Below are 20,522 nucleotides of genomic sequence, written 5' to 3'. Positions count from 1 at the left end.
GCCTTGAACGATATTGGAGATAGAATTTCTTATCTCAGGTATTTATTCCTTGAATTAAGGAATCTGATTCCTTAATAATCGCCGCCATGATCCCGTCCGAACGCCTGAAAGGCATCGAAGCTTTCGTCACCACCGCGGACGCGGGCAGCTTCACCGCCGCCGCTGACCGGCTCCACCTCACCGCGTCGGCGGTGGGCAAGAGCGTCGCGCGGCTGGAAGCCCGCCTGCGCACCCGCCTGTTCGAACGCAGCACCCGCCGCCTGGCGCTGACGGATGCGGGCAGCGCCTACTACCGCACCTGCGTGCGCGTACTGGCCGAATTGCAGGACGCCGAAGCGGTGCTGGCGGCGCAGCGCCAGGAACCGGCCGGCCGCCTGCGCCTGGACCTGCCCGCGACCTTCGGCCGCAGGGTCGCGCTGCCGCTGCTGTTGCAGTTCGCCAAGCGCCATCCGTTGTTGCGGGCGCAAGTGTCGTTCACGGACCGTCATGTGGATCTGGCCGCCGAAGGCATAGACGTGGCCGTGCGCATCGGCGGGCCGCAGCAGTGGGCGCCCGGCCTGGGCCATCGTTACCTGGGTTCGGAGCGCGTGATTTTCTGCGCTTCGCCGCAATACCTGGCGCAACGCGGCACGCCGCTCACCGCCGACGACCTGGCGCAGCATGACGCGGTGGCCTACGGCCGCGCGGACGGGGAGCCGCCGGTGTGGCGCATCGCGCAGGACGCCGGACCCGCCAGCCTGCGGCCGATCGACGGCGTGATGCTGCTTGACAGCGCCGAAGCCCAGGTCGACGCCGTCGCCGCCGGCTTCGGCATCGCGCAACTGGCGACCTGGCTGGCGGCCGACGCCTTGCGCGATGGGCGGGTGGTCGAAGTGCTGCCGCAATTGGCCACCGAAGGCCTGCCGCTGTACCTGGCGTGGCCGCTGGGCAAGCAGTTGTTGCCCAAGGTGGATGCGGTGGTGGAGATGCTGGGGGAGTCGCTCAGTATCGTGTAGCGGGCGGCCGCACTCGCGACACCAACGATACGTGGCTAGTCCAGTTTCCTGATATTCCAGAAGCGTTGACCGTAGGGCAGGACGTCGATGAAGCGGCGATCAACGCCGAAGAGGCGCTCGAAGCTGCGCTGGAGATCTACTTCGAGGCGCGCCGCCCCATCCCCATGCCCTCCAAGCCCGCCAAGGGCCAGGCATCGGTAACCTTGCCTGCCTTGGTCACCAGCAAGGTCTTCCTGTCGAACGAAATGATTCTTCAGGGAGTACGAAAGGTGGACGCATCGATCGCCTGACGCTGGCAGGCCAGCAGATCTCGGGGCCCAATAAAAATCGGCCCCAATAACGGGGCCGATAGTGTTGCAGCAGAAAAGCGAGCCTTACTCCGCCGTTTCCTGCAGCACGCGCCGGGCTTCCTCGGCCACGCGCTCCGGGGCGGTACCGCCCACGTGCTTGCGGGCCGCGACCGAGCCTTCCAGGGTCAGGACCTGGTGCACGTCGTCGCCGATGCTGGCGTGGTAGGCCTTGAGTTCGTCCAGCGACAGGTCGGCCAGGTCGCAGCCGCGCTGTTCGCAGTCGCGCACGGCGTGGGCCACGACTTCGTGGGCGTCGCGGAACGGCACGCCGCGCTTGACCAGGTAGTCGGCCAGGTCGGTGGCGGTGGCGAAGCCCTGCAGGGCGGCGGCGCGCATGTTGTCGGCCTTGACCTTGATGCCGCCGGCCATGTCCGCGAAGATCGTCAGCGTGTCGCGCACGGTGTCGACGGTGTCGAACAGGCCTTCCTTGTCTTCCTGATTGTCCTTGTTGTAGGCCAGGGGCTGGCCCTTCATCAGGGTCAGCAGGGCGACCAGGTGGCCGTTGACGCGGCCGGTCTTGCCGCGGGCCAGCTCGGGCACGTCGGGGTTCTTTTTCTGCGGCATGATCGAGCTGCCGGTGCAGAAGCGGTCGGCCAGGTCGATGAAGCCCACGCGCGGGCTCATCCAGAGCACCAGCTCTTCGGACAGGCGCGAGACGTGCGTCATGATCAGCGCGCCGGCGGCGCAGAATTCGATGGCGAAGTCGCGGTCGGACACGGCGTCCAGCGAATTGCGGCACACGCCGTCAAAGCCCAGGGTCTTGGCGACGCGCTCGCGGTCGATCGGGTAGGACGTGCCGGCCAGGGCGGCGGCGCCCAGCGGCAGGCGGTTCACGCGGCGGCGGCAGTCGGCCAGGCGCTCGGCGTCGCGGCCGAACATTTCGGCATAGGCCAGCAGGTGATGGCCGAAGGTGACGGGCTGGGCGACCTGCAGGTGCGTGAAGCCGGGCATGATGGTGCCGGCGTTGTCCAGCGCCACCGTGGCCAGGGCGTGGCGCAGCTGGCGCAGCAGGTCCAGCAGGTTGTCGATTTCGGCGCGCAGCCACAGGCGGATGTCGGTGGCGACCTGGTCGTTGCGCGAACGGCCGGTGTGCAGGCGCTTGCCCGCGTCGCCCACCAGTTCCACCAGGCGCTTTTCAATGTTCAGGTGCACGTCTTCGAGGTCGAGCAGCCATTGGAAGCTGCCGGCGTCGATTTCGGACATGATCTGCGTCATGCCGCGCTGGATGTCGGCCAGGTCCTGGGCGCCGATGATGCCCTGGGCGGCCAGCATGTCCGCGTGCGCGAGCGAACCTTGAATGTCGTAGCGCGCCAGGCGCTTGTCGAAATCCACGGACGCCGTATAGCGCTTGACGAGTTCGGAAACCGGTTCCGAGAACCGGGCGGACCAGGCCTGCGCCTTGTTGGCGAACTGGTTTTGATCGGGGGAGGGAGTGTTTGCCATGATGGTCGGAATTATAGGGCCTGGCGCGCAAGGCCGGCGGCGCCGACCGCAGGTTCCGCGGGGGCGAACCCTCGGGCCTGGCCTTTGTCGGATAATCCTGGATTAGTTTCAAGACCTTAGAGCAGGAAGAGAGTCTATGCCCCTGGAATGGGAAGAACTGGTCACCCAATTGGATACCCATCTGCCGCGCGAAGCCTGGGCGCAGACCCTGATCGGGATCGGCGCGCTGATCCTGGCCGCGTTGTTCGTGCAGTGGGTGGTGGCGCGGGTCGTGCTGCTGCTGGCGCACCGCGTGCTGGTGCTGAGCGGCCGCGGCGACTGGGATAAGGCCCTGCAACGCCGCCGCGCCTACCAGAACCTCTGGTATGCGGTGCCGTTCGCGGTGGTGTCGCTGGGTATAGACCTGGTGCCGCATGTCGAGCGGGCGGTGACCATCGTCGGGCGGCTGGCGCATGCCGGTGCCTGGATCTGCGTGTTCATGGCGTTTTCCGGGGTGCTGAGCGCCTGGCAGGATACCTATTCCGCCACCACCCGGGCGCAGACCCGCTCCATCAAGGGCTATATCCAGATCGGCAAGCTGATCCTGATGGCGGTATGCACCGTTTTGGTGCTTTCCATCCTGATCGACCGCTCGCCGCTCTGGATGATTTCCGGCCTGGGCGCGCTGTCCGCCGTGCTGCTGCTGGTGTTCAAGGACACGCTGCTGTCGCTGGTGGCCAGCACCCAGCTGACCAGCAACGACATGCTGCGCATCGGCGACTGGATCGAAATGCCGCAGTCCAACGCCGACGGCTTCGTCAAGGATATCGCGCTGCATACGGTCAAGGTGCAGAACTGGGACAACACCGTCACCACGGTGCCCACCTACAAGCTGTTCTCGGAGAGCTACCGCAACTACCGCCACATGTTCGAATCGGGCGGACGGCGCATCAAGCGCACCGTCCGCATCGACTCGGCCAGCGTGCGCTTCCTGACCGACGACGAGGCGCAGCGGCTGATGCGTTTTCGCCTCTTGCACGACTACCTGCAGGCCAAGACCCACGATATCGCCCAGGCCAACCAGACCATGGGCGAACTGGCCAGCGTGCCGGCCAACCGCCGCCGCCTGACCAATATCGGCACCTTGCGCGCCTATGCGCTGGCCTACCTGAAGCAGAATCCCGAGGTCCGCCAGGACATGGCGATGATGGTGCGCATGATGGAGCCCACCTCCGAGGGCATCCCGGTCGAGGTCTATTGCTTTACCGCCGTCACCGCCTGGGTCGAGTACGAGCGCATCCAGGGCGACATCTTCGACCATCTGCTGGCCATCCTGCCCGAACTGGGCCTGCGCCTGTACCAGCAGCCGTCCGGCGCCGACATCGGCGCGATGGGCGTCCACCTGCGCGAAGGCGCCTTGCAGGCTGCGCTGGCCGGTGAAGGCGGCCGTCCGGGCCTGGCCGCGCCGTCGGAACGCGGACTGACCGACGAGAAGATGCCGCGCTAGCGGACAGCGGGCGCGGCAAGGCGCCGGGGCGGGGCCGGCGGGTGGCCCCGTGAGATAATCCAGGCGTTGAAATCCCAGGCGATAGACCCGATGTCGAACCCGTTCTTCAACCTGTATTCCCACGGCTTTGCCCGGGTGGCCGTCGGCGTGCCCGAATGCAAGGTCGCGGACCCCGCGTTCAATGCCGCCCAGACCATCGCGCTGGCGCAGCAGGCCGCCCAGGGCGGCGCGGTGCTGGCGGCGTTTCCCGAGCTGGGCCTGTCCGCCTATACCTGCGACGACCTGTTCCACCAGAAGGCCTTGCTGGACGAATGCGAGGCCGCGCTGGCCCAGGTGGTGGTGGCAACCGCGGAAATGGACATCGCCGTCGTGGTCGGCGCGCCGCTGCGCGTGGCCCACCAGCTGTTCAATTGCGCCGTGGTCGCCGCCGGCGGCCGCGTGCTGGGCGTGGTGCCCAAGAGCTACCTGCCCAACTACGGCGAATTCTACGAAGCGCGCCAGTTCAGCGCCGGGGATTGCGCAGCCGTGTCCGAGATCAGCCTGCTGGGGCAGACCGTGCCGTTCGGCTCCGAGCTGGTCTTCCAGATGGAAAAGCTGCCGCTGTTCCAGTTCCACGTCGAAATCTGCGAAGACGTCTGGGTGCCGATCCCGCCGTCTTCCTACGCCGCGCTGGCGGGCGCCACCGTGTTGGTGAACCTGTCGGCCTCCAATATCGTGGTCGGCAAGTCCGAATATCGCCACCAACTGGTGGCGCAGCAGTCGGCGCGCTGCCTGTCGGCCTACATGTACACCTCCGCCGGGCGGGGCGAGTCCTCCACCGACATGGCCTGGGACGGCCAGGCGCTGATCTACGAAAACGGCGAACTGCTGGGCGAATCCGAACGTTTCCTCGGTCATTCCCATCTGCTGTTCGCGGACGTGGACCTCGAACGCCTGTCGCGCGAACGCATGCGCCAGACCACCTTCGGCCAGTCCGTGCGCCGCCATCAGGACGAAGTCCGCAAATTCCGCAGTGTGGCGGTGCCCGTGAATCCGCCGCTGGAAGACGCCGAGCTGCCGCTGGAGCGGCGCGTGGCGCGCTTTCCCTATGTGCCGGCCGACCCGCAGCGCCGCGATGCCCGCTGCAAGGAGGTCTACAGCATCCAGGTGCAGGCCCTGGTCCAGCGCCTGTCGGCCAGCCGCATGTCCAAGGTCGTCATCGGCATTTCCGGCGGGCTGGATTCCACCCATGCGCTGCTGGTCTGCGCCAAGGCCATGGACGCGCTGGACCTGCCGCGCGCCAATATCCTGGCCGTCACCATGCCGGGCTTTGCCACCAGCTCGCGCACGCTGCAGCAGGCGCGCAAGCTGATGGAGGTGGTGGGGTGCACGGCTTCCGAGATCGACATCCGGCCCAGCTGCCTGCAGATGCTCAAGGACCTGGGCCATCCTTATGCCGACGGCAAGCCGGTCTATGACATCACCTTCGAGAACGTGCAGGCCGGCGAACGCACCAACCACCTGTTCCGCATCGCGAATTTCAACAACGCCATCGTCATCGGCACAGGCGACCTGAGCGAGCTGGCCCTGGGCTGGTGCACCTACGGCGTGGGCGACCACATGTCGCACTACAGCGTCAACGCCAGCGTACCCAAGACGCTCATCACCCACCTGGTGCGCTGGGTCGCCGAATCCGGCCGCCTGGGCGAGGAGGGGGCGCAGGTGCTGCTGGACGTGCTGGGCACCGACGTCAGTCCCGAACTGGTGCCGGGCGGAGCCGACGACAAGCCGGTGCAAAAGAGCGAAGACTCCATCGGCCCCTACGAACTGCAGGACTTCAACCTGTACTACACGCTGCGCTACGGCTTTGCGCCGACCAAGGTGGCGTTTCTGGCGCTGGCGGCCTGGCGCGACCGCGAGGCCGGCGCCTGGCCCGAGGGCGGCCACGTGGCCCGCAACCAGTACGATCTGACGGCCATCAAGCGCAACCTTAAGATTTTCCTGGACCGTTTCTTCCGCCTCAGCCAGTTCAAGCGCACCTGCGTGCCCAACGCGCCCAAGGTCGGCTCCGGCGGTTCGCTGTCGCCGCGCGGCGACTGGCGCGCGCCCAGCGACTCCGAGTCGGCGGTGTGGATGCGCGACGCCGAACGCATTCCCGACGAGGCCTGACCGGGATTTCCCGCCCAAGGGGGACCCGGCGTCCGGGTCCCCGCGGGTGGTATTCTCTTATCCGATGCGCCCTGCAGCCATACCTAGCCAGGGCGCCGCAACAGATCAAAACCCAGGACGACCAACGTGAAACAAGTCACCGCCATCATCAAACCCTTCAAGCTCGACGAAGTCCGCGAAGCGCTGGCCGAAGTCGGCGTCAGCGGCCTGACCGTTACCGAAGTCAAGGGTTTTGGCCGCCAGAAAGGCCATACCGAGCTTTACCGCGGCGCCGAGTACGTGGTGGACTTCCTGCCCAAGATCCGCGTGGAAGTGGTGCTGCCCGACAGCCAGGTCGAAGCCGCCATCGAGGCTGTGGTCAAGGCTGCCCGCACCGGCAAGATCGGCGACGGCAAGATCTTTGTCACTCCGGTCGAACAGGCCATCCGCATCCGCACGGGCGAGAGCGACGAAGAGGCGCTATAAGTTCCACGGGACTTGCGGCTGGCCGGATCCGCCGGCGGCCGCGAGACCGCGACAAGATGTTGCGGGCTTGGCGCGGCGAGGATCCTGCCGCACCAAGCCCGCAACGCATTTTCCGGCCTAGCGGATGAGCTGGTTCATCTCCAGGATCGGGCTCATCACCGCCAGCACGATCAGCAGCACGAATCCCCCCATCAGCAATATCAGCGCCGGTTCCAGCAGCGCCGTCATGGCCATGGCGCGCCGCTCCAGATCGCGCGACAGGTTCTGCGCGCCGCGGTCCAGCAGTTCAGGCAGGCGGCCGGTCTTTTCGCCGCTGGCGATCAGATGCACAAGCAGCGACGGAAACACCTTTTGCGCGCCCAAGGATGCCGATAGCGACGCGCCTTCGCGCACGCGCGCCGAGGCTTCGTCCACGGCCTGGCGCAGCACATCGTTGCCCAGGGTGCGGCGCGCCGCCTCCAGGGCCGTCAGCAACGCCACGCCGCTGCCCGAGAGGATCGCCAGCGTGGACGCGAAGCGCGCGGCATTCACGCCCAGTACGAAGCGCCCGGCCAAGGGCAGCTTCAGCACGCGCGCATGCCAGGCGCGCCGCGCGGCGGGCGCGCGCAACGCGTAGCGCCACAGCGCGACGGCCGCCGCCAGCGCCGCGCCGGTCGCGACGCCCCATTCGCGCACGTAGTCCGACAGCGCCAGCATGATGCGCGTCAGGAGCGGCAGCTCCTGCTTGGCCTGGCTGAACGCCGACACCACCTGCGGCACCACATAGCCCAGCAGGAAGATCACGATGATCACCGACACGCAGGCCACCACCGCCGGATAGATGAACGCGGTCAGCACCTTGCTGCGCAAGGCGTTGCGCTCCTCGATGTAGTCCGCCAGCTTCTCCATCACTTGCGCGAGATCGCCCGATTCTTCGCCGGCGCCGATCAGCGCGCGGTAGATCTCCGGGAAGTCGCGCGGCCGCGCGGCCAGGGCGGTCGACAGCTTGTGGCCCGCGCGCACATCGTCGCGCACGCCGCCCAGCGTAGCGGCAATGTGTTTTTTCTCGGCCTGTTCCAGCGTGGCGCTCAGGGCCGCGTCCAGCGGCAGGCTCGCGGCCAGCAGGCTGGCGAGCTGGCGGGTGAGCCAGGCCAGATCCGCATCCGACAGGCGCGTGCGCAGCGATGCGCCGAAGCCTTCGGCGCGCGCCGCGAGGGACGTGGACAGCGGCAGCAGGCCGCGGCCGCGCAGCTGGTTGCGGGCGCCGCGTTCGCTGTCGGCGTCGATCGTGCCGCGCACGATCTTCCCCAACGCGTCGGTGGCTTCGTAACGGAAGGAAGGCATCTGGAAAGCATGGCCAGCGCGCATGAAAAAAACGCGCAAAGCCCCGAATTTAAAGGGTTTCAAGGCCGCTACGATGCCTGCGAATTATGACCGTAGTGTTGCACTGTCACCCCGTATACTCCGACGCGCTTTCACGTTTTTTCACACGATTTCACGTTTCAGGCACCTATCCCGTCATGCGTCATATTGCGCAATTCAGCCTTGCGGTACTGCTCGCCGCAAGCCAGCTCGGACCCGCGGCCAGCACAGTCCATGCTCAACAGACCGACAATCGCGTCAGTCTGAATTTCGTCGACACCGATATCCCCGCCGTGCTGCGCGCGCTGTCGCTGTTCACGCAGCGCAACTTCCTGGTGGATCCGCGCGTCAAGGGCAAGCTGACGCTGGTGTCGGACCGTCCCGTGGACAGCGCGCAGGCGTTGTCGATGCTGACGGGCGCGCTGCGCATGCAGGGCTTTGCCATCGTCGAGGTGGATGGCGTGACGCGCGTGGTGCCCGAGGCCGACGGCAAGCTGCAAGGCAGCGTGGTGGCGGGCAGCGCACGTCCCGCGCAAGCCGTGGGCGGCGCGCCTGCCGGCGGCGCGGGCCGTGGTCCCGTGCCCGTGTCCGCGTTCGCCAAGGGCAGCAGTGGCGAAATGCTGACCCGCGTGTTCCCGCTGAAGTACGAGAACGCCGCCAACCTGGTGCCGGTGCTGCGCCCCATGGTGCCGCCCAATAACCCGATCAACGCCTATCCCGGCAACAACACGCTGGTGGTGACGGACTACGCCGATAACCTGGAACGGATCGCGCAGGTCATTGCGCGCATCGACGTGCCCAGCTCGATCGACACGGACGTGGTGCCGGTGCGTTCGGCCGTCGCCACCGACCTCGCCATCCTGGCCTCGCAGCTGCTGGATACGCAAAGCAGCGATCCGACGCAGCGCATCGCCGTGGTGGCCGATCCGCGCAGCAACAGCGTGCTGGTGCGTTCCGGCAGCCCGGCGCGCACCCGGCTGGCGCGCGATCTCATCATGAAGCTGGACGCGCAGCAGAACCGCGCCGGCAATCTGCACGTGGTCTACATGCGCAACGCGCAGGCCACGCGCATCGCCGAGGTGCTGGGCGGACTATTGACCGGGCAGGCGAATTCCGCGCCTGGCGCCACGGGTGGCGCCAGCGGCGGCGCGGCGGCGCAGGGCGGAGCGCGCACGCAGAACGCCGCGCCAGGCATGGCTGCCCAGGCGGCGGCGGGCATGGCCGGCATGTCGGGTTCGAACAAAGGCGGATTGTCGGGCGAACAGGAACGCATCTCGCGCGAAGACAACAGCACGCAGGCCGTGTCGTATTCGGCCGGCGGCGCCACCATTCAGGCCGACCCGGCCACCAACTCGCTCATCATCTCCGCGCCCGAGCCGCTGTACCGCAGCCTGCGTGAAGTCATCGACCAGCTCGACCAGCGTCGCGCGCAGGTGCTGGTGGAAAGCCTGATCGTGGAAGTCAGCGAGGCCAAGGCGGCGGAGTTCGGCATCCAGTGGATGACGGGCGCCGGCAACATCAACAGCGACGGCACCAGCTTCATCGGCGGCACCAACCTGGGCGGCAGCGGCATCACCGGCAAGGGGCCGACCACCATCGACGGCATCGGCAGCGGCCTGAGCCTGGGGGTGGTCAAGGGCACGGTCGACGTGCTGGGCAACAAGGTGATCAACCTGGGCGTGCTGGCGCGCGCCATGGAGAACACCGGCGAAGCCAACATCCTGTCCACGCCCAACCTGCTGACCCTGGACAACCAATCGGCCAGCATCCTGGTGGGCAAGACCGTGCCGTTCGTGACCGGGCAGTACGTGACGTCGGGCAGCAACGGCAGCACCAATCCGTTCCAGACCATCGAACGCGAGGACGTGGGCCTGAAGCTGAACATCCGACCGCAGATTTCCGAGGGCGGCGCGGTAAAGCTGGACATCTACCAGGAAGTCAGCAGCATCGACGAAAGCCGCTCCAACTCCACCACTGGCATCGTGACCAACAAGCGCGCCATCGACACCAGCGTGCTGATCGACGACGGCCAGATCATCGTGCTGGGCGGCCTGTTGGAAGACAACGTCACGCTCTCCACCAACAGCGTGCCGCTGCTGGGATCCTTGCCCGTGATCGGCTCGTTGTTCCGCTACGATTCGCGCAAGCGCACCAAGACCAACCTGATGGTGTTCCTGCGTCCCTACGTGGTGCGCGACGCCAATCGCACGGCGGGGGTCACCATGGACCGCTACGACTACATGCGCCGTGCGCAGGCGGCGGTGCAGCCAGGCCAGCACTGGGCGCTGCCCGACATGCAGGCGCCGATGCTGCCGCCGCCGGGCTCCGCGCCTTCGGTGTCGAACAACGCCTATGACCTGCGCCCGGAACATCAGGCCGAAACGTTGCGCCGGCCGGCGCCGGTCACGGCCCAGTCCTTCGCGGTGCGCCAGTATCCCGGCACGGAGTCTGCGCGCGACGCTTCGGACGCCATCCGCGTGTCGCGCACGCTGATGCACAGCGTGGCCGTGGACCCCGATACGCTGCTATGAGCGCGCATCCCTTGCCTTATGCCTGGGCCCGGGCGCAGCGCGCGATGTTGTCGCTGCGCGGCGGCCAGGCCCGCCTGACCGTCAGCCCGCGCACGCCGGAATGGGCGGTGCGCGAGATCCGCCGCTGCCACGGCGACATCGAACTGGCGCAGGTCGACGACCAGGCGCTGGAAACCCTGCTGACCGCGGCCTACAGCCACTCGGAAGACGCGGCTTCGGTCATGGGCGTGGCCGAGAACGAGATCGACCTGGACCGCCTGATGCAGGACATGCCCGAGGTGGCTGACCTGCTGGAGGCCCAGGACGACGCGCCCGTGATCCGCATGATCAATGCGCTGTTCGCGCAGGCGGCGCGCGACGGCGCCAGCGACATCCACATCGAACCCTTCGAGACCCACTCGGTGGTGCGCTACCGGGTCGACGGCACCTTGCGCGACGTGGTGTCGCCGCGCAAGGCGCTGCATGCCGCGCTGATCTCGCGCATCAAGATCATGGCGCACCTGGATATTGCCGAAAAGCGCTTGCCACAGGATGGCCGTATTGCGCTGCGCGTGGGCGGACGGCCCATCGACGTGCGCGTGTCCACCTTGCCCACCGGGCATGGCGAACGTGCGGTGCTGCGCTTGCTGGACAAGGAAGCGGGGCGCCTGCAGCTGGAAAAGCTGGGCATGGATGCGGGCGTGCTGGGCCAGCTGGACCGATTGATCCGCCAGCCGCACGGTATCGTGCTGGTGACCGGACCCACCGGCAGCGGCAAGACCACCACGCTGTACGCGGCGCTCAGCCGCCTGGACGCCTCTACGAGCAACATCCTCACGGTCGAGGACCCGATCGAGTACGACCTGGCCGGCATCAGCCAGACGCAGGTCAACGCCAAGATCGACATGAGCTTCGCGCTGGCCCTGCGCGCGATCCTGCGGCAGGACCCCGACGTCATCATGATCGGCGAAATCCGCGACCTGGAGACCGCGCAGATCGCGGTGCAGGCCTCGCTCACCGGCCACCTGGTGCTGGCCACGCTGCACACCAACGACTCGGTGTCCGCCGTGACCCGGCTCACGGACATGGGGGTCGAACCCTTCCTGCTGGCGTCGTCGCTATTGGGCGTACTGGCCCAACGCCTGGTGCGCAAGCTGTGCCCGGCGTGCAAGCAGCCCGCCATGCAGGACGGCGCTCGCGTGTTCCGTCCCGTGGGCTGCGACGCCTGCAACCATACCGGCTACAGCGGGCGTTCCGGCATCCACGAACTCTTCACGGTGGACGACGAGGCGCGCCGGCTGATCCACGAAGGACGCGACGAACGCGAACTGCGGCGCGCGGCGGCCGCGTCAGGCATGCGCACCATGCGCGAGGACGGACAGCGCTGGGTCGACAGCGGGCAGACTTCGCCCGAGGAAATCCTGCGGGTGACGCGGGATGCCTAGTGTCTATACCCGCCAGCGGTCTGGAAAGTCGAAGGAAAGCTGGCGGTGCTTGAGGGCCGACACCGCGCTTAGCGCGTCCTTGAGCTTGCCGGCCGCAACATCGGACAAGCTCCGGCTAGCGTCGCCGATCAACAGCAGGTGGATGCGTTCCTGTTCCAGTCGCTGGTAGTGGTCCAGCCGCTCGGCGTCGATCAGCGCGACGTAGCTTTCACCTTTCTTGGTGATGATCTTCTCACCTCCGGACTTGACCTGATCAGCGAACTGGGACAAATTGGCTCGAGCTTGGGACAACGGAATCACATTGGCGGACGAGATGCTCATGACAGGCTCCGTGGGCTAATTACTTGTACCTAACAACGCATAGTCTAGTGCCGAGCTTGCCTTCTCTGGTTCATGTCCCGAAGGTCGTAACATCCCCCGAACGCCGCCCCAGCGCCGACAACAGTCCATCCAGCGCCGCCCGGTCCGCTTCACGCGCGGCGTCGGCGTAGGTCGCCTGGCCCCGGAACTTCAGGCCGCCGCGCCCGCCTGCGCTGCCCTGGCCGGTGACCTCGAGCAGGCCGCTTTCCGTGCTCAGGGCCAGCGTGGCGCCTGACTTGCCGCCTTGCACCCGCAGCAGATACGAGCCCACGGGCGCCACCGGCGTCAGCGCGGTGCTGGCGTTGCGCCAGCGCAGTTCGGCCACCGGGCCTGCGGGCAGGGCCGCGCCCAGCCGCAGCGGCTGCCAGCGGATTTCCAGCGTGCCCTGCGGGGCGATGGTGTTCCACGGCGCGCCCAGCGCGGACAGGATGGAGGCGGGCGCGCGCAGCGACTGGGCCGGCACCGACACGCCGTTCCAGGCGGGCGTCGCGCGCAAGGGACCTTGCAGCCAGGGGTGGGAGATATCCAGCGCGAGCGCGTCCCAGCGCCATTGCCACTGCACCGGTTGCGGCAACATGCGGCGCGCGCCGGGAGGTCCCAGCGCGATCCAGGCGCTGCCGCGCCACAAGGTGCCGCTGGCGTCGGCCAGCGTGACCGGCGCCTTGTCCGGCAGCACGGCCAGCAGCCAGCGCGCGGGCAGTACGGTGATGGCGGCTGCGGCGGCACAGACGGTGCCGGCCAGGAGCAGCGCGGCGGAACGTTTGGAAAGCCGGAAGCCAGACATCTCAGCCACGCTCCGACGCTTGCGGCGCGATCAGGCTCACCTTGCCATTGACCAGGCCGGGCAGCGGCCGCCCGTTGACATTGGCGGCACGGGTGAGCTGCACCTCCTTGACGGCCAGGCCCCAGTCGCGCGCCGCACCGTCCAGCCAGCGCAGCAAGGCCGAAGAGGGCGCCTGCTTCAGCGTCAGCAGCATGCCCGATCCCTGCTCGGGCTCGCCCAGCGTCCATAGCTCCGCGGCGAGTCCGGCGCGTTCCAGCGAGGCGCCCAGCTCCGCGGCGCTGGGCATGGCGCCGGCGGGCGCGGCCGACTTGTGCCGCAATGCCGTGGCTTGCGCGGTCAGGTCGGCGACCGTGGCGGCCTGGCCGCGCAGCGCGGGTAATTCCGCCTGCAGCTTGCGCAGCGTGTTCAAGGGCGGTTCGATCAGGGTGACGAAGACCAGCGCGCCGCCCAGCAGCAGGCCGGCCGCGGTCACCAGCCGGCGCTCGCGCGGCGCCAGCGCCCGATAGCGTTGCCCGGCGCGCGTCAGCGCGGGCGTGAGGGTCTTGGCCAGCGACTGCCTGGCCGCATGCAGGGCTTGCGGGAGTTTCATGGTTGTGCGCGCACGATGCGCCAGGTGTTGTCGTTATCGCCGCGTTCGAGCTTCAGGCCCAGGGCGGCGGCTTGCTGGATCAGCGCGGGGGTTTCCGCGACGCGTTGCGACTGCTCGCCGGCGTCCGCCAGCTGCAGCGTCAGCGCCTGTTCGGCGTAGCCCAGGCGGGCCACCTTGTCGGCGGCGAAGGGCAGGGCCTGGGACGCGGCGCGCGCCAGGGGCAGGAAGTCGGCGGCATTGGCCGCGCCGCGGTTCGCTTGCAGCGCGTCCAGGCCTTGCTGCGCCTGGCGCGGCGGGTCCAGGACCACCGGCAGGTCGGGGAACGCGGCCAGGACCTGCGCGTGCATGCCATTGCGCAACGCGTCGGCTTCGGCTTGCAGCTGCGAGGCGTACAGATTCAGCCCGCCTATCCAGACGACTGCCGCGGCCGCGGCCCAGCGCCAGGCGGGGCGCCAGGCTGAAACGCGGGCCGGCGCCAGCTGAGGCATGGCCAGCGACCACGAAGGCGAGGGCGCCAGCCAGCGGGGATCGGCGGGGTCGCGCAATGGTTCCGTGGTCTCGGCGCTCAGCGCTTGCGGCGCGATGAGCGCCCGCGTGCGCAAGCCCTGCGCATTCAGCAGGCTCCAGCCGCGGCGCACGGGTTCGCGCGCGGCCCAGGCCAGCGGCACCGTGCCGTCGGCCGAGCGCGGGCCGTGGCCGATGGCCAGCGCGTCCAGGTCGCTGAGCACCAGCGGCTCCAGCGCGCTGTGCACCGCGGCCGCAAAGCGGGCGCGCGCCACCGCGGGGATCTGTACGCTGGCGGCGATCACGTCGGCAGGATGCAGCACGGCTTCGCAGGCGGCGTGGGGGTAGGCGTGTCCCAGGGCTTCAAGTGTGAGCTCGCCCTGGCGGGCGCAGCGTCCGCGCCGGTCGAACCAGGCATAGGGCAGGAGAGAGCCGGAGCCGAACTCGTCCAGCGGGGGCAGCGCGATGCGCAGGATGTTCTTCAAGGAATTTCTCTGGTCCATAAGGTGTCGGGGGCGGCGGGCGGCGAGCTGCGCAGCAGCGCCTGCATGGAGATGCGCGCCCGCTCATAGGCCACGGTGCCGCTGGCCAGGAACCAGCCGCTGGTGGTGGCGACGGCCGGCGCAGGCGTCTTCACGCCCGCGCCGGCCAGGCGGTTGGCGAAATCGCCGGAATTGTTGAACCAGTTGCCGCGGTCGCGTTCGCCCGCCATGGAACGGGCCTGGCTGAGTGACAGGCCGGGCACCAGCGCTGCAAGCACCTCCGCGGGCGCGGTGTTGACGTTGACGCTGGTGGCGACGGGCAGCACTGTCATCGTGCGGCGCAGCTCGTTGCGCGCCGACGGCTCCAGCGCCAGCAGGGCCGCCACTTCGTCCACGCCGCGCGGCAAAGGGGCGCGGGCGTCGGGCGCGGGCCGTCCCTGCGGCGCCGAAGCCGCATCCGCCGGCGGCATCCCGGGCTGCGCGGCCGACATGATGTCCACCATGCGCGCGGCCAGGGTGTCGGGCAGCTGCAGCGTGTTCAGCAGCCGGCGCAGCACCAGTTCCTGCTCGGGCTGCGGCACGCCATTGTTCGCCAGGTTATAGAGGTTGTACTTGCCTTGCTCGTCCTGCACGCGGCCGGAGAACACCGCAACGCGTTCGTCGCCGGGCCGTTCGATGCGCGTGTCCAGCACCGGGGTGGCCCATATCTGGTCGCCGCGGGTGATCGGTTCGCGCTTGCTGTGGTCGCGCACGATCAGGCGGGCCCAGTCTATGCCGCCGGCCAGCATGGCGCGCGCCTGCACCCGCGCCATCTCGTTTTCCACGCGCCGCGTGCTGGCGGTCTGGCGCTGGAACAGTCCGGTGGTCAGGGCGGCGACGATGGCGACGATGATGAGCGCGCTGATGACCGCCGCGCCGCGTTCTGCGTTGCGCGGACGGCTCATGGCAGCTCCAGCACGCGGGTGTAGCGCTCGGGGGATCCCGGCGCGCCGCGTTCCAGCGCGATCTCCAGGCCGCTCGGGGCCGCGGCCTGACTGTCTTCGCCATTCACCCAACCGGTCCCCGGCACCCAGGCGCGCAGCGTCAAGGCCCGCGTGCCGGGCAGCAGGAGGATGCCGTTGTCCGTCGCGGGCAGCGGACTGCGCGCCGCCGACGGCCCGCTGGCGCGCCACAGGCCGTCCTTGCGCACCTGCCATTGCACGCGCTGCCACAGGCCGTTGCCGTCCGGGTCGGGGCGCAGGATCTCGAACACGGGACCGCCGCCTGCGCGGCGCAGCAGGCGCAGGCCGCTGGTGTAAGCCTGCACATCCAGGCCCGCCGGCTCGAAGCTGGGACCGGTGTAGGACAGTTCCACATCGCGCGCCATCTGGCCCAGCGTGCGGACGATGGCATCGATGTCCTCGGCCTGCGCCTCGATCCGCTCGCGCGCGCCGGATACGCTGGCCAGGCCGCGCCAGGCCATCAGACTGACCAGCGCCATCAGGGCCAGGGCCACCAGCACTTCGATCAGTGTGAAGCCCGCTTGGGATCGGGGAGGGTGGCGCATGGCTATCGCAGGCTGGACAAGAGGCCGTCCAGCTGCAGCAGCACGGCGTCCGCCTGCGAGGCGCCGGCGTCGCGCACCTTGATCGACACCTGGCGGAAGCTGCGGTTCATCGAATTCGTAAACTCCATTTCGCACTGCAAAGCCCGGCCGCCCTGCGGACAGGGCGCGCTGCGCGTGCCCGCGCGCGGCAGCGCCTGTTCCAGCCGCAACTGGGCCAGCGCGTTCTGCGCGGCCAGCAGCGCCAGCGTCTTGTCCTGCAGGGCGCGGTTGTTCTCCGCCATGACGCCGGTCGCGCGCAGGGCGGCGCCCATGGCGACGGCGATGATGGCCAGGGCCACCAGCACTTCGATCAGCGTGAACCCGCGTTGCCGATCGGGCGGGCGGGGCGGTTCATTGAATTTCATAGCGGCCCGCGGCGTCGCGCCGCAAGGTGACGCGGGCATCGCCCGCGCTCAGCGTCAGCGTGACGGGCGCGGCGACCCATTCCGTGTTGAACACCAGCGGCCGGTCCGGATCGAGCCGCAGCGCCACCGACGCCGTCGACCAGGATTGCGGGCGCAGCACCTCGTCGCGTTCCAGCCGGTCCGGCGGCAGCGGCCTGTCTTCCTCGGCGTTCGGGCCCGGCAGCCGCCCCTGGCGTTCGAACGACCAGCCCTGTCCATTGGCGAGCCAACGGATGGGACGGCCGTCGCTGCGGGCCTCGCTCTGGGCCACGGTGAAGGCGTCGGCCAGGCGCTGGGCGTCGCCGCGCAGACGGTTGTCGCCGCGGCCGACGGACAGGCTCACCATGCTGGCCGCGATCGCCACGATCACCAGGACCACCAGGACTTCGACCAGCGTGAAGCCGCGCTCAGAGTTCCCAGGAGCCGATGTCGGCATCGCCGCTTTCTCCGCCGGGCTTGTTGTCGGCGCCGAACGAGAACACGTCGATATCGCCTTTGACGCCAGGGCTCAGGTATTGATAGGGATGGCCCCAGGGATCGTTGGGCAGCTTGTCCAGGTAGCCGCGCCAGTTGTTCGCGCCCTCGGGTTTCTGCACCAGCGCGCGCAAGCCCTGCGCGGTGCTGGGGTAGCGGCCATTGTCCAGGCGGTACAGCTTCAGCGCCTGCATGATGCCGGCGATGTCCTGGCGCGCGGCGACCTGGCGGGCCTGGTCGGGACGGTCCAGCACGCGGGGGACGATCAACGCCGCAAGTATCCCCATGATCACAATCACCACCATGATCTCGATGAGGGTGAAACCTTGCTGGCGGGCAAGCCCGCGCGGTAACTGACGCACTTGATGACTCCGGTCTTTCAGTAGGAGCGGAGGATTGTGGACATGAAATATGACAGCAATACTCACGCCGCCGCCAAATGCGCAAGGACCCGGCCCGCGCGCGGCGCGGCCTACTTTTCGCGCGATATGCCGGCGGGCGCGGGCAGGGCGGCCGGCGCTGGCAGGCGGCTTGAGCGTCCGGCCTGTTCCACCGTCACCGCGTCCGCGGCGACTGCGCGCAGCACGATGCCGGGGGCCACTTCGCCGCCCGCGCGCCAGGCCAGCGGCGGGCCGCCGTCGACGCTGAGCACGGCGGCGCCGTCGGCGCCCGCGGCGATCACGCCCAGCACGGTGATCTGCGTGCGCATGGCTTCGTCCTTGCCGAACCACAGCGCCACGGGCGTGTTGTCGGCGGCGCGCGGCGCTCCCGCCGATACCGCCGCAGGCAAGGCGCCGGCCTTGGGCGCAAGCAGGATCGACGCCCATACGCCCAGGCCCGCGGCCAGGGCCAGCACGGCAAGAACGCGGAACGCGGCGGGCAGGTTCGGGCGCAGGGAGAAGGGCATGGAACAGGCGGGCAGGGCGGGTTGCGACGGGCCGACTATAGCGTCGCTACATGACAGGCTTGCGATGACCCGCGGTATCTGCCATCGCTCCTGTTGCGCGGGGCCTTCTGTCATCGTTCGTACATGCCCCATGTCTAGCATGCGCTGAAGTCCGGATGCCGCATCCGGGCAGACCTCCTTTCCAACAGGGAACCCGCATGCAAGACCTGAACCAAGCCAATCGCCGCCGACTCCTCAAAATGCTGGGAGGCGCGCCGATGCTGCCGTTGGGCGGCGTCAGCCTGGCCGCGCTGCTGGCCGGCTGTAATTCCAGCGATGACGATGACGACAGCACGCCGCCCGTCGCGCCGGTCACCTTCAAGTCCGCCTCCTTCAGGTCCATGGCCGCGCCCTCGCTGTCCCAGCCTGAACTGATGGCGCGTACCACCGTCGCCTCGGCGCTGGAGCTGACGTTCAGCGACGGCTCCAAACGCAGCGTCGAGCTGGGCTACGAGCCTTTCTTCATGACGGGCGACGCCGTGCCGGACGGCAAGGGCGGCACCGTGGTCGCCGGCGGCTACTACAACCTGGCCGGCGCGCCCATCGTCGACAATTCGGTGCCCGCGAAGGCGCGGCAGTTCTTCTCGAACTGTCCGGACGGCATGTCGCTGCTGTCCTTGTCGGAACCGACCAAGGTGGCGGGCGTGGCCGGCAACGCGCTGTACGCGGTGGTGCAGTTCGAGTACCAGTCCATGGACCAGGCCGGCAAGGACATGTACGGCCTGCTGCCGTCGCAGATCGCGGTGCTGACGCTGTCGCAGGACCCCAACACCGGCAAGCTCAGCCTGGTGAAGTACCACACCGTGGACACGTCGTCGGTGCATGGCCTGTGGATCACCTGTGGCGCGAGCCTTTCGCCCTGGAACACCCATCTGTCCAGCGAAGAGTACGAGCCCGACGCCACCACGGCCAAGGCGTCGTCCTCGTTCCAGGCCTACAGCCAGAATCTCTACGGCGATCCGGCCAAGGCCAATCCCTACCACTACGGCCACATGCCCGAGGTCACCGTCAACCCGGACGGCACCGGCACTATCAAGAAGCACTATTGCATGGGCCGCATTTCGCACGAGCTGGTGCAGGTCATGCCGGACCAGCGCACCGCGCTGATGGGCGACGACGCCACCAACGGCGGCCTGTTCATGTTCGTGGCCGACCGCAAGGCCGATCTGTCGGCCGGCACGCTGTATGTCGCCAAATGGAACCAGACCTCGGGCACCGGTCCCGGCGCCGGCACGCTGACCTGGATCAAGCTGGGCCACGCGACCAGCGCGGAAGTGCAGGCGCTGGCCGACCAGCTGAGCGCCGCCGACATCATGGACGTGCGCACCGCCGACCCGCTGGATGCCGCCTTCACCAAGATCCGCTATTCCGGCAAGGACAACTGGGTCAAGCTGCAGCCCGGGCGCAACGTGGCCGCGGCCTTTCTGGAAACCCACCGCTACGCCGCCATGGTGGGCGGCACGCTGGCCTTCTCCAAGATGGAAGGCACCACCGTCAACGCCAAGGACAAGATCGCCTACAGCGCGATGTCGCGCGTGGACAGCTCGATGACCGACGGCTTGTCGCCCGGCTTCAAGGTCGAAGGCCCGGCGGCGGGCGCGGTCTACCAGCTGCACATGAAGGAAGGCCAGGTCGACACCGACGGGAAGGCTATCGACAGCGCCTGGGTGCCGGTGGACATGGCCGCGGTGCCGGAACTGGTGGGCGAAGTGCTGGCCGCGCGCGATGCGCTGGGCAATACCCACGCCGCCGACAAGATCTCCAACCCCGACAACCTCAAGTTCTCGGAGAAGCTGCGCACGCTCTTCGTGGGCGAGGACAGCGGCGGCCACGTCAACAACTTCCTGTGGGCCTACAACGTCGACACCAAGCAGTTGTCACGCCTGCTGTCCTGCCCGGTGGCCGCGGAATCCACCGGCCTGCAGGCCGTGGACGAGATCAACGGCTGGACCTATATCACCAGCAACTTCCAGCACGCGGCCGATTGGGGCAGCGTGCACTCGGTGGTGCGCCCCACGCTGGAACCCCTGGTCAAGGCCAACTACAAGGACGGCTTTGGCGCGTCGGTGGGTTATCTGACCGGCGTCAAGATCGGCGCCTAGGCTTGCGGCACAGGCGCCAGCCTGCCTCCGGCTTTGCCGCGGCTTCCTTCGGGAAGCCGTTTTTTTTGCGGATCGCGCGCAAAAGAATCCTGATCCGTCGATCAAGGTT

The 20,522-nt window shown here is 68.3% G+C and carries 20 protein-coding genes; 8 read left to right on the top strand and 12 right to left on the bottom strand.

Going from position 1 to position 20,522, the window contains the following annotated elements:
* Positions 1–86 precede the first annotated feature (86 nt).
* Both N5C88_RS24205 and N5C88_RS24200 read left to right on the top strand, forming a co-directional pair.
* The gene (locus tag N5C88_RS24205; protein WP_280016394.1) at positions 87–995 is read left to right on the top strand and encodes a LysR family transcriptional regulator; all 909 of its coding nucleotides are present in this window, start codon (positions 87–89) and stop codon (positions 993–995) included.
* Entirely contained in the window at positions 917–1,285 is a 369-nt protein-coding gene (locus tag N5C88_RS24200) for a type II toxin-antitoxin system HicB family antitoxin (RefSeq protein WP_280016393.1), read from the top strand. The genes N5C88_RS24205 and N5C88_RS24200 overlap by 79 nt, the downstream gene beginning before the upstream one ends.
* Positions 1,286–1,369: 84 nt before the next feature.
* Here the strand turns inward: N5C88_RS24200 and argH are convergent, their stop codons facing one another.
* On the bottom strand, positions 1,370–2,788 hold the full coding sequence (gene argH / locus N5C88_RS24195) for an argininosuccinate lyase (RefSeq protein ID WP_280016392.1): 1,419 nt from the start codon (positions 2,786–2,788) through the stop codon (positions 1,370–1,372).
* Between the two features lie 136 nt (positions 2,789–2,924).
* Between argH and N5C88_RS24190 the strand changes: the two genes are divergently transcribed.
* The 3 genes from N5C88_RS24190 (at position 2,925) to N5C88_RS24180 (ending at position 6,887) form a co-directional block, all read left to right on the top strand.
* Positions 2,925–4,274, top strand: a complete 1,350-nt coding sequence (locus tag N5C88_RS24190; protein ID WP_118934652.1) for a mechanosensitive ion channel domain-containing protein — start codon at positions 2,925–2,927, stop codon at positions 4,272–4,274.
* 90 nt (positions 4,275–4,364) lie between these two features.
* Positions 4,365–6,422, top strand: coding sequence for an NAD(+) synthase (locus N5C88_RS24185; protein WP_280016390.1), 2,058 nt, complete (start codon positions 4,365–4,367; stop codon positions 6,420–6,422).
* Between the two features lie 126 nt (positions 6,423–6,548).
* Positions 6,549–6,887 (top strand): P-II family nitrogen regulator, encoded by a 339-nt coding sequence (locus N5C88_RS24180; protein ID WP_013393295.1) that lies wholly within the window; start codon positions 6,549–6,551, stop codon positions 6,885–6,887.
* Positions 6,888–7,004: 117 nt separating this feature from the next.
* Here N5C88_RS24180 and gspF read toward each other — a convergent pair whose 3' ends face one another.
* Entirely contained in the window at positions 7,005–8,210 is a 1,206-nt protein-coding gene (gene gspF, locus N5C88_RS24175; protein WP_059374497.1) for a type II secretion system inner membrane protein GspF, read from the bottom strand.
* Positions 8,211–8,386: 176 nt separating this feature from the next.
* Here gspF and gspD point away from each other — a divergent pair, with 176 nt between their 5' ends.
* Positions 8,387–10,759, top strand: a complete 2,373-nt coding sequence (gene gspD / locus N5C88_RS24170; RefSeq protein ID WP_280016389.1) for a type II secretion system secretin GspD — start codon at positions 8,387–8,389, stop codon at positions 10,757–10,759.
* A complete protein-coding gene (gene gspE / locus N5C88_RS24165) occupies positions 10,756–12,183 on the top strand; it encodes a type II secretion system ATPase GspE (protein ID WP_251880606.1) in 1,428 nt (475 codons plus the stop codon). Before gspD ends, gspE begins: the two co-directional genes overlap by 4 nt.
* A gap of 3 nt (positions 12,184–12,186) precedes the next feature.
* Here gspE and N5C88_RS24160 read toward each other — a convergent pair whose 3' ends face one another.
* The 10 genes from N5C88_RS24160 to N5C88_RS24115 form a co-directional block, all read right to left on the bottom strand.
* Positions 12,187–12,504, bottom strand: coding sequence for a type II toxin-antitoxin system Phd/YefM family antitoxin (locus N5C88_RS24160; RefSeq protein WP_280016388.1), 318 nt, complete (start codon positions 12,502–12,504; stop codon positions 12,187–12,189).
* Positions 12,505–12,574: 70 nt separating this feature from the next.
* A complete protein-coding gene (gene gspN / locus N5C88_RS24155) occupies positions 12,575–13,327 on the bottom strand; it encodes a type II secretion system protein N (RefSeq protein WP_280016404.1) in 753 nt (250 codons plus the stop codon).
* Between the two features lies 1 nt (position 13,328).
* Entirely contained in the window at positions 13,329–13,916 is a 588-nt protein-coding gene (gene gspM, locus N5C88_RS24150; RefSeq protein ID WP_251880599.1) for a type II secretion system protein GspM, read from the bottom strand.
* Positions 13,913–14,905, bottom strand: coding sequence for a type II secretion system protein GspL (gene gspL, locus N5C88_RS24145; protein WP_280016387.1), 993 nt, complete (start codon positions 14,903–14,905; stop codon positions 13,913–13,915). The genes gspM and gspL overlap by 4 nt, the downstream gene beginning before the upstream one ends.
* Positions 14,902–15,846: a type II secretion system minor pseudopilin GspK gene (gspK, locus tag N5C88_RS24140; protein WP_280016386.1), complete on the bottom strand. Its 945-nt coding sequence runs from the start codon at positions 15,844–15,846 to the stop codon at positions 14,902–14,904. Before gspK ends, gspL begins: the two co-directional genes overlap by 4 nt.
* A complete protein-coding gene (locus N5C88_RS24135) occupies positions 15,843–16,448 on the bottom strand; it encodes a prepilin-type N-terminal cleavage/methylation domain-containing protein (RefSeq protein WP_280016385.1) in 606 nt (201 codons plus the stop codon). The genes gspK and N5C88_RS24135 overlap by 4 nt, the downstream gene beginning before the upstream one ends.
* 2 nt (positions 16,449–16,450) lie before the next feature.
* Entirely contained in the window at positions 16,451–16,852 is a 402-nt protein-coding gene (gspI, locus tag N5C88_RS24130; RefSeq protein ID WP_059374318.1) for a type II secretion system minor pseudopilin GspI, read from the bottom strand.
* Entirely contained in the window at positions 16,839–17,327 is a 489-nt protein-coding gene (gene gspH, locus N5C88_RS24125; protein ID WP_280016384.1) for a type II secretion system minor pseudopilin GspH, read from the bottom strand. The genes gspI and gspH overlap by 14 nt, the downstream gene beginning before the upstream one ends.
* The gene (gene gspG, locus N5C88_RS24120) at positions 17,299–17,727 is read right to left on the bottom strand and encodes a type II secretion system major pseudopilin GspG (RefSeq protein ID WP_059374320.1); all 429 of its coding nucleotides are present in this window, start codon (positions 17,725–17,727) and stop codon (positions 17,299–17,301) included. The genes gspH and gspG overlap by 29 nt, the downstream gene beginning before the upstream one ends.
* 110 nt (positions 17,728–17,837) lie before the next feature.
* Positions 17,838–18,272, bottom strand: a complete 435-nt coding sequence (locus N5C88_RS24115) for a general secretion pathway protein GspC (protein ID WP_187774050.1) — start codon at positions 18,270–18,272, stop codon at positions 17,838–17,840.
* A gap of 197 nt (positions 18,273–18,469) precedes the next feature.
* Between N5C88_RS24115 and N5C88_RS24110 the strand changes: the two genes are divergently transcribed.
* A complete protein-coding gene (locus tag N5C88_RS24110; RefSeq protein WP_280016383.1) occupies positions 18,470–20,413 on the top strand; it encodes an alkaline phosphatase PhoX in 1,944 nt (647 codons plus the stop codon).
* Positions 20,414–20,522: the final 109 nt, after the last annotated feature.

Origin of the sequence: Achromobacter sp. GD03932, from assembly GCF_029839485.1 — a bacterium.
Lineage (GTDB): Bacteria > Pseudomonadota > Gammaproteobacteria > Burkholderiales > Burkholderiaceae_B > Achromobacter > Achromobacter bronchisepticus_A.
This window is presented reverse-complemented; position numbering and strand designations above follow the sequence as displayed.

Excerpts from the sequence above, each read along its gene's own strand:
- N5C88_RS24205 (WP_280016394.1), top strand. The coding sequence starts at position 87 with ATGATCCCGTCCGAACGCCTGAAAGGCATCGAAGCTTTCGTCACCACC.
- argH (WP_280016392.1), bottom strand. The coding sequence starts at position 2,788 with ATGGCAAACACTCCCTCCCCCGATCAAAACCAGTTCGCCAACAAGGCG.
- N5C88_RS24190 (WP_118934652.1), top strand. The coding sequence starts at position 2,925 with ATGCCCCTGGAATGGGAAGAACTGGTCACCCAATTGGATACCCATCTG.
- N5C88_RS24185 (WP_280016390.1), top strand. The coding sequence starts at position 4,365 with ATGTCGAACCCGTTCTTCAACCTGTATTCCCACGGCTTTGCCCGGGTG.
- gspF (WP_059374497.1), bottom strand. The coding sequence starts at position 8,210 with ATGCCTTCCTTCCGTTACGAAGCCACCGACGCGTTGGGGAAGATCGTG.
- gspD (WP_280016389.1), top strand. The coding sequence starts at position 8,387 with ATGCGTCATATTGCGCAATTCAGCCTTGCGGTACTGCTCGCCGCAAGC.
- gspE (WP_251880606.1), top strand. The coding sequence starts at position 10,756 with ATGAGCGCGCATCCCTTGCCTTATGCCTGGGCCCGGGCGCAGCGCGCG.
- N5C88_RS24160 (WP_280016388.1), bottom strand. The coding sequence starts at position 12,504 with ATGAGCATCTCGTCCGCCAATGTGATTCCGTTGTCCCAAGCTCGAGCC.
- gspN (WP_280016404.1), bottom strand. The coding sequence starts at position 13,327 with ATGTCTGGCTTCCGGCTTTCCAAACGTTCCGCCGCGCTGCTCCTGGCC.
- gspM (WP_251880599.1), bottom strand. The coding sequence starts at position 13,916 with ATGAAACTCCCGCAAGCCCTGCATGCGGCCAGGCAGTCGCTGGCCAAG.
- gspK (WP_280016386.1), bottom strand. The coding sequence starts at position 15,846 with ATGAGCCGTCCGCGCAACGCAGAACGCGGCGCGGCGGTCATCAGCGCG.
- N5C88_RS24135 (WP_280016385.1), bottom strand. The coding sequence starts at position 16,448 with ATGCGCCACCCTCCCCGATCCCAAGCGGGCTTCACACTGATCGAAGTG.
- gspI (WP_059374318.1), bottom strand. The coding sequence starts at position 16,852 with ATGAAATTCAATGAACCGCCCCGCCCGCCCGATCGGCAACGCGGGTTC.
- gspH (WP_280016384.1), bottom strand. The coding sequence starts at position 17,327 with ATGCCGACATCGGCTCCTGGGAACTCTGAGCGCGGCTTCACGCTGGTC.
- N5C88_RS24115 (WP_187774050.1), bottom strand. The coding sequence starts at position 18,272 with ATGCCCTTCTCCCTGCGCCCGAACCTGCCCGCCGCGTTCCGCGTTCTT.
- N5C88_RS24110 (WP_280016383.1), top strand. The coding sequence starts at position 18,470 with ATGCAAGACCTGAACCAAGCCAATCGCCGCCGACTCCTCAAAATGCTG.